Raw genomic sequence first — 13,116 nt, forward strand, 5'->3', positions numbered from 1 at the left:
CTGTATTTCACCTGAAGTACGGATACATTAAAAAATAAACAAAAAAATTGACAACATCAAATATAAGAAAAACTAATATTTACTGTAGTGTTATAATTAGCTTAATTTTATATTAACCTAAATTTATTAAGCCTTGAATCTGTCAACAAGCAAAAGATCCAGTGACTTAGGAAAATTTACAAAGATTTTTCCTGTAAAAGTTAATATAGATAATTCAATGTTCTATCTATATTTCAATATATGGTGTTGGAATGGTGGATGCAAAGTTAACTAAAAATCTCATGATCAAGATAAATGCCATTATAGCCGAAAAAGACCAAGATAAGAAATTACAAAGGATAGATGATCTAATAAGCCTACTCCGAAATACAAATCCCGATGATATAGACAAAAAGGAAATAGACCCGTTTGTGTCGGTACTTGTTAGGAACGTTTCAGATGAAAACCAGCTTCGGGAGCTTATAACTTTACTTGACTCAATTGTGCCCCAAAATAAAGGGCTTTTGGAAACAAAGGTAGTAGATCTCTACAAAAATGGATACTACGATGACGTTGTAAAGATAATTACTTCGGACAATTATTTTTGTTCAATCGACAGCATTATAAGCCTGCTTGTTAGCAGTTCAGGCCACATAGAAAGATACGACGCAGCAGCCCTCTATCTTTCAAAGTGCGGAAGGTATGAGGAAAAGATAGTACAAATGTACGCTGAGAGAAACAGAAATCCTGACACAACCAAAGCCATAATAGAAGGATACGTGAATGGGAATCACTGTGAAATGGCCATCAAGTTCATTATGGAGATCATGTCTAGGGAGCAGTCAGAATTATACCTTGGCCCATTGATAAATTGCTCCATCAAAACTGATGACAAAGATGGCATGAGGGCTGCGCTTGATTTTGCCCTAAAGATCGACATTTCGGACGCAGATCTCATAAAAAAGCTCGTGCAGGCTGCTCTGTCTCTTGGCGAATATACAATCGGTAAAGAATTGGCAAAAAATGGGCTTAAACTTAAGCCTGCAGACAAAGATCTCATGAAATGGCTAGCTCTTTGCCTTTCAAAGTCCGGAAATTATGGGGAGGCAATAGAAACTTACAAGGATTTACTTACGTCCTATCCTGATGATATTGATGCAACGATAGATCTTATGGATTTACTTTACGAGCATGGAAAGGCCTCTGAATATCTATACGTTGTTGAAAAGATAGGAAGAAACCAGTTAAGGCCACTGGATTACATAAGGTTAATTCAGCTTATGAAAGCATCAGGAGACATAGGAAAGGCAGTAGAATTAGCGAAAGAAGCTTACAAGAAATTCCCGAGCGAAGATGATGTAATTATTGAGTATGCGAGGATCGTCGACGAAATAGGAAACAAAGGCGAGAGTTTCGACGCTTATTCAAAGCTCTTCGATAAAGGTGGAAAGGAGGCGCAGTCATTCATCTTAAACTACCTTTTTTCCAGAGAAAGATATGAAGAGTTCGTAAAACGATTCGAAAGCAGTGATAATGAAGATGTTAAAGATGAATTCAAAGGTAAATTGGCCGCCTCGTTTGTGTACCTTGGTTTCTTTGATAATTTTAATAAGCTTGTAAAAGAGAATAAAAATCTACTAGATGATCCAGATACTGTAGATTCCGTATTCTATAAAGTTAGAGATAAAGAAGCGCTTGAAATATTAAACTCATTGGATATAAAGGGATCTTATGTCTCTGTGGTATTGGATAGGCTGCAGGGAAGGGAAATAAGGGGTTCTGATTATCTCCTTGACTACGCAGTATCGAAGTGCTCAAAATCTATTGCTTATATTTCTGCAGAAACATATTTTAGAAGGATGATATCATTGCCAGATAAGGTGCGGTCCGCTTTGTCGACCAATTGCCTATCTGAGATTTATGATATATTCGATATTCTCACTAAGATAAAGGGTGGTACAAATTCAGGCATATACGAAGATCGGCCAAGATATCTGTACTGTTTTTCCTCAACCTTTATAGATGCAGGAAAACTGGACGATGCTTACAAGCTCCTCCAAAGATATGAAAAAGAGGTCGACCCATTTTATTACTTCACTTATGCAAAGTTACTCTGGAAATCGGGGAGAAATAAAGAAGCATCAAGAATGGTTGAAAAGGCCATAGAGCTCTTCCCTAATATAGATTTCCATATTCTGCATCTTAATGTTGATCCAGAATCTTGCCTTGAATCAATTCAAGCTATATTTGACATAGACGCAGCTATGATCCCCTATGATGTTCTGCAATCACTAATAGAAGATCATCCAGACCTCGTAAGCGAGGCGGTGAATTTTCTTATATCTAGAGGGATAGATGATGTCAGGCTTTTAAGGCTTTCCAGGGACGTTTATCTCAAGAATAAAGATATAGGGGATGCATTGAAGGTATCCTCCCGAATAATCTCTCAGAGCAGTGAATCCAGAGACATTGCAATACATTACAGAATACTAAAGGAGATAGACTTGGATGCTGCCTTGGCCTTCATGAAAAATAACATAGACACGTTCAACGGAAAAGAAGAACTGATAGAAGCCGGAGAACTAATGTACTCAAAGCGGAAGTACGAAGATGCCATAAGTGCATTCCGGAAGGCGATAAGGCTGGGAGTAAATCCCCTTTCCATCCCTCACTATTTAGATTCACTAATAGAAACAGGAAGTTACGCGGAAGCTGAAGATCTTGTTGGAAGGCAGATATCTATGGATGTTTATGCCGTTAAACTTTTTTTCCGTGAAGGCAAGATTTCGGAGATCGTAAATTACCTGACTGACACTCAAGAGAAGGATAATGCTGTTCTTAGGTATATAGTGCAGCAAGGCTGGGATAACCCAGATGTAAAGAAAGCGACATTTGATTACTATAAATCGACTGGTGATACCGAAATAGGGAAGGTTATAGCAAAGAGGCTGCTGAATGAAAACAAACTCGATGAAGCTCTTGAAATTCTTAGGCAGATACACGATACAGACGAATCAGATGCAGAAGCATCAATCATGACCACGGATGTGTTGAGGAGACAGGGAAAGCTAACGGAAGCATACGAAATAGCGGCTTCGGCGGCTGCACAGTGCAGCGATACAGAATGCGAGAAGGAACTTTATCGCAGAATTTATTCAATAATGTACGACCTCGGAATGTATTCGCAGATAGTCAAGATATTTAAGAAAAGGAAAGAAAAGGATAACAACGTCATCCCGTATGTAGTAAAGTCAATGGTGGAATTGAAGCAGTTTGACGATGCCGAAGAAGTGCTGTCATCTTTTAGCACACTTCCTGAGGCAGTAAAGAATGCATTAGAGTCCTATATTAATCAAGGCCGTTACCTCGACCGTTTAAACAAGTATGCATCGCGTGTGCTTTCTCATGAATTTAAAGCAGGAAAAATAATGCCAATCGATGAATCAGTTAAGAAGAGTGATGTTCCAGAGGATATGATACAGGACATACGTGATTTCTTAACAGGTGAGAAATATATCGGAAAAGTAGATGAAAACAAGCTTGAAGAACTATCGGGAGATGTAATAAAAAGAATCGCTCTTAAACTTAAGATCTCTGACTTATCCTCCATTAAAATAAACACAGTTTATGCATTCCTACAAGATGACAGCGCAATTATGGCAAAAAATCTGTATTTATATATCAAGAGAGCAAAATATACACCTCATATATTTACACAAAGCGATGTTGAGGCAATTCGTGGATCTTTCAGTGAAATTGCTACTTCAAATCCGATAGATGTTATAAAAAGATACGGGGTGGGTATAAAGAAAGCTTATGCATTAATAGAAGCTGCTAAAAGCCTACTTCAAAATGAGGATGGATCATTGAAGCAGAATTAGTAAGGAATAAAGTAATATAAAGTTGTGATACGGCACCTGGTATCATGTATGGCCACAATCTTAACAATGAAGAGAAGGATATACTTGTATCTGTACTCGCTTTGACGGCAGCTTTCGGTATAGCATTCAGGTTTAGGTCTCCTTACGGACCAATATTCGTACTTGCTATGGCTTTCTTAGTATCAGTTACTGCGTTTTTAATGCACGAATTAGCACACCGCTATGTTGCAAGATCCTATGGTGGAATAGCATATTTCAAGATGTGGCCACTTGGTTTGCTCCTTGCTCTCCTAACTTCTGTGTTCGGTTTTATATTTGCAGCTCCAGGTGCGGTCAACATTGGCGGTCTATATCGTAAAGACCAGATAGGAAAAACTGCTCTCGCTGGTCCTGCGATGAACATTTTTCTCGGCATTCTTTTCTATGGCCTATCACATATTACTGTTTTACCTGTAGTCGCCCTAATATTTGGATACGTTGCGGCAATGAACTTTTGGTTTGGCTTCTTTAATTTGCTACCAATACCACCGCTTGATGGCTATAAGGTGATGAATTGGGATATTTATGTATTCCTCGTCTCGATAATAATAGCCCTGATATTCGTGGCGCTGGTGGTTTTTTAAAATATCTTGCAGAATAAATACTGCAATAGCCTACGGGTCTAAAATTTTTTGAAGCTTGTACTGCCTTCCGCGCCAAATGATTTCACCCATGCGTTTAGCTTTCAGTAAATTCGCAAGATAAATGAAGGGGATAAACAGGTATATGATGGCAAATATTGGGCTTTTTATCACGCTTCTCTCGTATACTCTGTACACACCAATTGCAACTGGAATAAAAAGGTAAACAAACGCGAGGGATATAGAAGTAAGAAGGACTGCAGAGAAAAATTCAAAAATATAAAGAGAATAAAATATGATGCCATAAGTGAATACACGCGGTGAGGCATTTATCGAGAGCGCTGTCTGCCTGTTTGCCCACTCCCAAAATTGTGGAAAATTTTCTGCAGTATATATAGCAGGCCTTGCCTCTTTCACGTAGGCTATATCTAATTTTTTAGATTTGCATATTGCGGTAAGCGCAGAGTCATCTGAGATATTTGATGTGAAATAATCCATTTTATCAGATATTAAGCTTTTTTCAAACGCCAGCGAACCTCCCCAACCAAATCTCGTCAGTTTTGATTCCATCAGGCTCTGTCCTACTGTTCCCCACACTGCTTTAACCTTTGATGCAAGGCCGCCTATTGGAACAAAGTAGGGGAAAGTTGTTGATAACCCAACCCTATCATTGCATAATGGCGAAACCAGATCTTCTAGCCAATTGCTATTAGGTCTTATATCAGAATCTGCGATTACATAGGCATCATAGTCAGTGTATTTTTTAATAGCAGTAGCTATTGCTTTTACTTTCCCGCTGCATTTTTCGCATGTATAATCAGAAATTATGTAATTAATTCCAACCTTTTCCAGAACACTGACAGATTCGTCTTGTAAACTGTCTACAACGCCTAAATAATCCGCTCTATCGTAGTTCTGTTTTGTTATTGCCTTTAGGTTGTCTTCAAGCCCTAAGTCAAGACCTTTGCATGGTATTATAACAAGCGTTTTTGGCCTGCAGTTTTTCCTTTGCTTAAGTTCATTAGATTTGTATATTCCAATATAAGAAAAACCAACCGCAATAAGTGATGCAATAGAGACGTAAAAAACCAATAAAAAATTCATATTAAAGAAACGTTTTCAGTGTTGATTTCCCCAACTCCCTTTACCATGGATAGAACTTTTTCTATCCTATCCACCTCCCCTTCTTTGTCTTCCACAATTACTTCCAGGTGTATGTACTTTAGGCCAAAGCCTATGTCCTTCTCCTCGATATTATTTATCTTGCATACGCCATTTAACTTTTCTTTTACTTCTGATTCCATAACTGAGGTATCAACATCGCTATCGCTCGGTAGAAGTTTAAATGAAACAAGTACGTCTGCCATCTCTATCACGGGCCCTCAAAACCACATTTGCTACATACATAGGGTGTAGAATGTTCTCTGCATGTCTTGCATCTGCCTATAATCTCGTTTCCACAGTTGGGGCAAAGGAATATAGAGAAGCCTTCATCGATCAGTCCGACCCCACAGGATGTGCACGTCTCTTTATAAACCATAAACTCGGATGTCAAACCTGTATATAGTTATTATTTTCCATTCCTCTCGAACAATTCTCTAAGGCTTTGTTCAGCCTAAGTTTTCGTTAATAAATGCGTATGCTCACAGCGGAAGGATATAAAAAAGTAAATATGATATAACGATCAATAAGGCATGGCAGTGGAGAGACTATTCGGTACTAATGGTATCAGAGGAATACCAAATGACGATATGTCGCCAGATTTCGCAATGAGTGTCGGAAAGGCTATAGGTACTTACGTTTCAGGAGAGATCGCCTTTGGAACAGATACAAGGCTAACTGGCGATATGATAAAAAATGCTGTAATTGCAGGCATTCTTTCTACCGGTATTAGTGTAATAGACCTGGGAGTATTGCCAACTCCAGCAATCCAATACTACTCCAAGAAGCACGGCATATACGCTGTCGTAATAACAGCCTCACACAATCCGCCACAATACAACGGCATAAAGGTTATAGATAAAGACGGCACCGAGCTAGAGCGTCCTGGAGAGGAAAAGATAGAGGAGATATTCTACTCCAAAGCCTTCAGAGTTGTCAAGTGGGAAAACATAGGAAGAATACGTCAAGTAAGTGATGCAATAGACATATATATAAACGGGGTAATATCCAATGTAGATTCTGATAATATAAAATCACATGCATTTAAAGTACTTGCTGATGCAGGAAATGGTGCGGCATACTATTCAACTCCTAAATTGCTTGAAAAACTTGGATGCTCAATCACTACGTTAAATGCAAATCCGGATGGAAGATTTACTGCTAGAAACGCTGAACCTGTACCTGAAAACCTTGTCAACCTTATATCACTGATGAAATCTGGCAGGTTCGATCTCGGCATAGCACATGACGGGGATGCGGATAGGGCAGTTTTTATAGATGAGAAGGGAAACTTCATTGACGGTGATAGGATGCTTGCTTTAATAACTAAGTACATAGCAAAGGCAGGGGATGTAGTAGTAACGCCGGTAAGTTCTTCCGACACAATTGCTGATATCTGCAATGCTATAGGCGCTAAACTCATAAGGACAAAGGTAGGGGCGCCTATTGTTGCTAGGGCAATGATAGACAACGGTGCTACTATAGGCGGCGAGGAAAACGGCGGTGTAATATATGGAAAGCACCAGTACTGCAGGGACGGGGCAATGACTGTTTCGCTTGTACTTAATTTGATGGCCTCCACTAACAAAAAATTATCGGAACTTATCTCAGAGCTTCCTGTATATTATTTGATAAAAAAGAAGGTAGAGCGGCGTGTAGATTGGCCGTCTCTTGCAAGGGAATTGAAGAAGGGGGAACGGGTCGATGAGACCGATGGTATAAAGATATTGAAGGATGACGGATGGATACTTATACGGCCATCCGGCACTGAAAAAATTTTAAGAATATATGCTCATTCTTCAGATTTCGAACTGGCTAACAAATACTGCGAACAATACATAAGAAAAGTTAACGACATTCAGGATAAGTTATCGTAATTCTTTAAATATAATATAAAATCTTTGGACAACAGTAGCCGATCCTAGGATTCCAAATATTAAGAGCATCAAGTTAGTTGGAGTAAGGGTAAGGAAAGGAAACCTAACTATGATTCCGATGGGGATCTGCAATGCTATGAAGATAACCATCAACACTAGCCTATCCGCTCTTCCCATTATGCCTGCGTACAGCCTGTTCAGGCCAAGTGCTTGTGCCTGAGTCCCCATATAGCTTGTAAGTATCACGCCGATTAAAGCAAATATCCCTAGGTCAACGTTTGCATAACGGCTGAAGGTGAATCCAAGAAGAATAAACACGTCTGAAAATCTGTCGAAACTGTGATCTATGAAATCACCTCTCTTCGATGATTTTCCTTGTATCCTAGCTAATTTGCCGTCAACAGCATCAAACAGCGCAGATATAATAAGAAATAATAAGCTTAAGTAAAGATAATTGAGATAAAAAAAGATGCCTGTCAGACCTGCAGATATAAGGGAGATAATAGATATTGTATTCGGACTTAAAAAGCCTAAAGCCTGGGCAATTGGTGTCAAGATACTGTCGACCTTTGCCCTGTATGAATCCAGCATAGTACTTTAAATTCTCCTCTTATTTATTATTTCTTGATCTCTCAATTATAGAGATGATCCGCTTTGCTGTTTCATCAATGTTTCCGTTATATAAGGTAAAGATACGGTTTGCTGGCAATCTTTCAAGGCTTTCGTAATAAAAAATAGACGACATCTGAGTCTCTATATTTTCTTGGATCTTTTCTTCACTATAACCCCTTGCTCTCATTCGATCGATAAGATCATTTAGATCCGCTTCAAGAATGAAGACAGTACTACATCCTAACAAATGCGAATAATGTGAACATATTATCCCGTCAAATCTATCTTCTGCCAGCTTCTCTTCTAGACATTCTACATCGACTTCTTCATCGAATAGGCATCCATATTCCTTGGCGAGTTCGTTACCTTCCTTGCAGTTGTAGCCGTATTCTCTTAACTTAGAGCACACTGTGGATTTGCCTGCACCAGGAGGGCCGGTTATACATGCAATTTTGCCCATAACGATAGATCATCTTTATACCGTTTAAAAAATTAGCCTTATACAGCTAATTTCCTATTTTCTAGTTTCCCGTACAAGTAAACGTATAGAATCATGGAGGTAAAGAATGAAACGAAGTAGCTTATATCGACGCCTCCAAGGATCGAAGCTATAGGCATATTGAATAGGCCAGCTGGGGACATGAATGGGATAGAAATCAATATAGATATGAGATATGAAAGAACGCCAGCCATATTTAGCTTCGTATTATTCATAGTACTGGTATTTGGATGAACAAGGAAGAAATGGGCTATCATTACACCGATCCATGGAGTGATCCAGTAATCAAGAACAAAAAGAAAAGTTTCATAAAACCCGTAGAACCTGGTAAATCCAAATATGCCTAGAATCACCGAAAATAGTGTAGCGATAATAACTCCAGTTATCCTTCTGGTCTTGAACCCCATTGCAATGAATGATAAAGAGTTAGAATAGAGGTTAATTGCGTTTGCGGATATTCCACCTAGAAACAATGATATCATGCCTGCGAGGGCGAATGATCCCATAACTAATTCCAGATCTGTTGCTGGATTGCCGGACGGATTCCCGGAACCTATGGCTACGAACATTCCAACTATTTCCGCAAATACAGTTGCCAAAGCAGAACCGCCAAGAGTGAAGAGAAATACTTTCCGTGAACTTTTCGGCGAGTACTGGTGGCGAGAATAATCTGAAGCATAAGGCCCCCAAGACATAATGTAGGAAAAAGCAGATGCAAACGTTATACCGAAAGCTGGGATAAAAGATACGCTGCTTGAACCACTATAAATTAGAGTGTAGTGTCTTAATACCATAAAAATAATTATCACTATGAATAAAATACCAAGAACGTATGACATATACCTTTCTAGAGCCCTTATTGCCCTATAGCCTAGCGCTGCAGTAAGAGCTACTATAACTGCTATCAGCAAAATAATGAAGTAATAGGGTATTTTTAATACCTCGTAGAGTGCAAAGGATGATAATATAACGTTTACGGTTAGCCATCCGGCGGTGTTGCCCCACTGCAGCAGTGCAAGGAAAGAACCTCCAATCCGACCGAAGGGACCCTTCCCCATCTCCATTTGGGGCATATGATTGATCGACCCAAGCATGCTCATGTATGCAAGAAGTATTCCACCAGCCAGCGTACCTAGCACCATAGACAGGATAGCGTAAGATTCTGAAAGGCCAAGATAAACTGGTATAAAACCAAGGGCGAAATCACCAACGGTCAGATTGGACGCAAACCATATATAGAACATAGACGAAGGATTATCCCTTATTCGATCTGACAATGCACCCTTAATAATACGGTTTTTTGTTTCAATATCTCCGAACTTATGTTCGGTAACCATGCCACCAGATTCTTATCACCCATATAAAATTTGGCGTTTGTATTTCCTTATATCATAAAGCAAATCAATTTATGCATATCAAATATGATCAAGCAATGGATGATGAGACAAAAGTTGAGGCTATATTATATGCGACTAGGAATCCCCTTTCTGTTAGATCAATCTCTTTGATACTAGGTATTGAGGCTGGAGCAATATCTAGAATAATAAAGAAACTTAGGCTAGAGTACAAAAAAAGGAACACATCACTGGAAATTGCTAAGATTGGCAACAAGTACAGAATACAACTCAAAAAAGAGTACTACGATTTCGCGTATAGGGTAATGGAACCTGAGCTATCGAAGTATGAAACTGGTTTTCTTGCAACTGTAGCGCTGAACGAAGGGGCCTCATTATCATTTTTTAGGAAAAGATATGGAAGCAGAACAGACGATATGATAAGCAAATTAAAGACTATGTCTCTTATACGAACCTCAAAGAAAGGGAATGGAACAGCTATATACTTAGGAGAAAATTTTGAAAAGGTATTTGGAATCACAAAGAAAGAGCTTCTTGAACGAGCAACCGAATACGATCGCCAGAATTAAATCATGGTTAAGTTGCTTAATGTAAAATTTTAGCCGGGTTGAAAATTTAACTGCATAGCAACGAAGAACTGTAAATGAAATATATAACTGTGGTGTAACGAAAATACCATGGTAAGCAGGGTACTTCTGATAGGAAGCGGTGGAAGAGAAGACGCAATAGCAAGGGCCATAAAGAGATCCGGCGCAAAACTGTTCTCGGTAATAGGCCATGAAAATCCATCTATCAAAAGGTTATCTGAAAAGTACCTCATCGGTGACGAGAAAGATTATAAAAGCATAGAGGATTTCGCATTATCGTCTTCAGTGGATATTGTATTTGTGGGTCCTGATCCTGTATTGGAAACACCACTTGTCAACAACCTTCTAAAGAGAGGCATTGCAGTAGCATCGCCTACTATGGAAGCCGCCCAAATTGAGACTTCAAAGATGTTCATGAGGGATCTGCTTACTAGGCATAGCATACCTGGCAATATAAACTACAAGAAGTGTTTTAGTGAACAGGAGGTTAAGGACTTCTTTGATAAGAATAAGAAAGATGTTGCTGTAAAACCCATAGGGCTAACTGGAGGGAAGGGCGTAAAGGTTATGGGTGAACAGCTAAAAAGTCAGGGAGAAGCTATAAATTATGCTATCGAGGTTTTGCAGCGCGATGGCGTTGTATTGATTGAAGACAGGATGATAGGCGAAGAATTTTCCCTTCAGGCCTTCACAGACGGTAAAAATACGTCCTTTATGCCCATAGTGCAGGACTACAAGAGGGCCTTTGAAGGCGATACAGGGCCTAATACCGGAGGCATGGGATCTATATCAGATGTAAATTTTTCGCTGCCTTTCCTAAGCAAGAAAGCGCCAGAAGATGCAAGACATATAATAAACGATGTTGTTAGAGCCATGTACGACGAGAACATACCATTTAAGGGAGTTATGTACGGGCAATTCATGGATACGCCGGATGGAGTTAAAGTTATAGAGATAAATGCAAGGTTTGCGGATCCAGAAGGGATAAATGTACTTTCTTTGCTTAAAAGCGATTTCGTCGAGACACTTTATCAAATATACTCTGGTGAATTGAACGGCGAGCGTCTTTTCGAGGATAGGGCAACAGTTCTGAAATACATAGTCCCACCAGGCTATGGGCAGGCACCTTTGCCTGGAGATCTGCACATCGATCCAGAGATAGAGAAGCTGGATACTGAGCTATACTATGCGGCTGTTTCCGGCACCTTATACGATGTTAAGATGTCATCATCCAGGTCGCTGGCTATTTTAGGGAAGGCAGATAATATACCAGAAGCTTCGGAAATGGTGGATTCTGCACTTAAGTACGTTCACGGCAGTTATTATGTAAGGAGGGACATAGGGAAGAAAGAATTCCTGGAAAAAAAGATAATGGCTGCGAGTAGAGCTAAGAGTTAAAAATGGCTTGTTTGTTTAAAGAACATAAGTTCAATATAATCATCGAACAGACAATTTGCTTAAAGGCTTGTATATAATTGTTAATATAACCCATTCATGATGTTATTTGCGGCAATTTGGTAGTAACGATATTAAGTTATTTGTGAACAAAACGTTATTTGAACTTCGAATTAAATAATTGCAAGTTAAACCCAACGATCGATATTTCGGCTATACGTAATACATTAATGAAAGGTTTTTTCTTCTATAAAAGAAGAGGCTTTGGTTTACACCTAATCTTTTTATAATTGTAAAATATAGCTTGCCATTAATATGGTGATGGCCATGGATCAGAATCTTTTTAATGAAGTTATGTACTTGCTGGATGAATTATCTCAAGACACCACTGTGCCAAAGAACGTAAGGAAGGTTGCCCAGGATTCAAAGACCAAGCTTAGCCAGGAAAATGAGAGCCTAGATTTGAGATGTGCAACAGTGCTCTCTATGCTTGATGAAATGGCCAACGATCCTAACGTACCATCGCATGGCCGTACAGATCTATATACAATAATAAGCAAACTTGAGGCCCTTGCCAAAAGTTAGTTATATAAATAATATATTTCTAATTCATATACTAAGTAAGATAATTATACGGGAATCGTTTTAGTAAGGATTTACATGTGCTCGATCAAAAAGTATATATACTCGATTATTTAAAAAGGCTAAATATTTATATAAATATAATATTTAGGTACGATGAACATGGTACTGAGTGAAGATGCTGAGAAATTGGCTAAATACCTAATGATAGCTGATATACCAAGAAGCGTTGCCTACACCCTTGTCTATATCCGCGATAAGGACGAGGTAACTAGCGTGGAGATAGAGAGGGAAACCGGATTGAGGCAGCCGGAAGTCTCTATAGCGATGCAGTGGTTAAGACGCAAAGGGTGGATAACCAAACGGAACATGAAGAAGGAGGGCAAGGGTCGTCCTATACACGGTTACAGGCTGTCAAAGTCATTCAGCGAAATTCTAGACGAGATAATTCAGGACCTAAGTAAAAAGATAAACGATATAAACTATAACATAGAACAGCTTAAAAACTATAGAAAATAAAATTTATTTTTTGCCGAAGTTGAAATTATCTGTTGGTGGAGAAAATTAA

Annotated in this window: 13 protein-coding genes; 7 read left to right on the forward strand and 6 right to left on the reverse strand. The window is 39.0% G+C overall.

What is annotated here, in order from left to right:
• The first annotated feature begins 251 nt into the window (after positions 1-251).
• Positions 252-3,860 (forward strand): tetratricopeptide repeat protein, encoded by a 3,609-nt coding sequence (locus tag TVG_RS03240; RefSeq protein WP_010916873.1) that lies wholly within the window; start codon positions 252-254, stop codon positions 3,858-3,860.
• 44 nt (positions 3,861-3,904) lie between these two features.
• Entirely contained in the window at positions 3,905-4,483 is a 579-nt protein-coding gene (locus TVG_RS03245; RefSeq protein WP_010916874.1) for a metalloprotease, read from the forward strand.
• Between the two features lie 30 nt (positions 4,484-4,513).
• Here the strand turns inward: TVG_RS03245 and TVG_RS03250 are convergent, their stop codons facing one another.
• Genes TVG_RS03250 through TVG_RS08300 form a run of 3 tightly spaced genes read right to left on the reverse strand, consistent with a single transcriptional unit; the run spans position 4,514 to position 6,020 of the window.
• On the reverse strand, positions 4,514-5,572 hold the full coding sequence (locus tag TVG_RS03250; protein WP_241760313.1) for a glycosyltransferase: 1,059 nt from the start codon (positions 5,570-5,572) through the stop codon (positions 4,514-4,516).
• A gap of 8 nt (positions 5,573-5,580) precedes the next feature.
• Positions 5,581-5,847 (reverse strand): elongation factor 1-beta, encoded by a 267-nt coding sequence (locus TVG_RS03255; protein WP_048053942.1) that lies wholly within the window; start codon positions 5,845-5,847, stop codon positions 5,581-5,583.
• A gap of 5 nt (positions 5,848-5,852) precedes the next feature.
• A complete protein-coding gene (locus tag TVG_RS08300) occupies positions 5,853-6,020 on the reverse strand; it encodes a zinc finger domain-containing protein (RefSeq protein ID WP_010916877.1) in 168 nt (55 codons plus the stop codon).
• Positions 6,021-6,174: 154 nt separating this feature from the next.
• Between TVG_RS08300 and glmM the strand changes: the two genes are divergently transcribed.
• Complete coding sequence (gene glmM / locus TVG_RS03260; RefSeq protein ID WP_010916878.1) at positions 6,175-7,518, forward strand: phosphoglucosamine mutase; 1,344 nt, start codon at positions 6,175-6,177, stop codon at positions 7,516-7,518.
• On the opposite strand, the gene TVG_RS03265 is transcribed toward glmM, so the two are convergent.
• The 3 genes from TVG_RS03265 to TVG_RS03275 are packed head-to-tail and all read right to left on the reverse strand — an operon-like array spanning position 7,510 to position 9,966.
• On the reverse strand, positions 7,510-8,109 hold the full coding sequence (locus TVG_RS03265) for a CDP-alcohol phosphatidyltransferase family protein (RefSeq protein WP_010916879.1): 600 nt from the start codon (positions 8,107-8,109) through the stop codon (positions 7,510-7,512). The two genes, glmM and TVG_RS03265, sit on opposite strands and share 9 nt — an antisense overlap.
• Before the next feature lie 19 nt (positions 8,110-8,128).
• On the reverse strand, positions 8,129-8,590 hold the full coding sequence (locus TVG_RS03270) for an AAA family ATPase (protein ID WP_010916880.1): 462 nt from the start codon (positions 8,588-8,590) through the stop codon (positions 8,129-8,131).
• 38 nt (positions 8,591-8,628) lie between these two features.
• Positions 8,629-9,966: a purine-cytosine permease family protein gene (locus TVG_RS03275; RefSeq protein WP_010916881.1), complete on the reverse strand. Its 1,338-nt coding sequence runs from the start codon at positions 9,964-9,966 to the stop codon at positions 8,629-8,631.
• Positions 9,967-10,061: 95 nt separating this feature from the next.
• On the opposite strand from TVG_RS03275, the gene TVG_RS03280 reads away from it, so the two are divergent.
• The 4 genes from TVG_RS03280 (at position 10,062) to TVG_RS03295 (ending at position 13,067) form a co-directional block, all read left to right on the forward strand.
• Entirely contained in the window at positions 10,062-10,553 is a 492-nt protein-coding gene (locus TVG_RS03280; protein ID WP_010916882.1) for an SMC-Scp complex subunit ScpB, read from the forward strand.
• 108 nt (positions 10,554-10,661) lie between these two features.
• Entirely contained in the window at positions 10,662-11,969 is a 1,308-nt protein-coding gene (purD, locus tag TVG_RS03285; protein ID WP_010916883.1) for a phosphoribosylamine--glycine ligase, read from the forward strand.
• 324 nt (positions 11,970-12,293) lie between these two features.
• A complete protein-coding gene (locus tag TVG_RS03290; protein ID WP_241760314.1) occupies positions 12,294-12,551 on the forward strand; it encodes a UPF0147 family protein in 258 nt (85 codons plus the stop codon).
• A 153-nt stretch (positions 12,552-12,704) separates the two neighbouring features.
• Positions 12,705-13,067 carry a MarR family transcriptional regulator gene (locus tag TVG_RS03295; RefSeq protein WP_010916885.1) on the forward strand — a complete coding sequence of 121 codons (363 nt, stop codon included), beginning with the start codon at positions 12,705-12,707 and terminating at the stop codon, positions 13,065-13,067.
• Positions 13,068-13,116 lie beyond the last annotated feature (49 nt).

Source organism: Thermoplasma volcanium GSS1 (assembly GCF_000011185.1).
Classification (GTDB): domain Archaea; phylum Thermoplasmatota; class Thermoplasmata; order Thermoplasmatales; family Thermoplasmataceae; genus Thermoplasma; species Thermoplasma volcanium.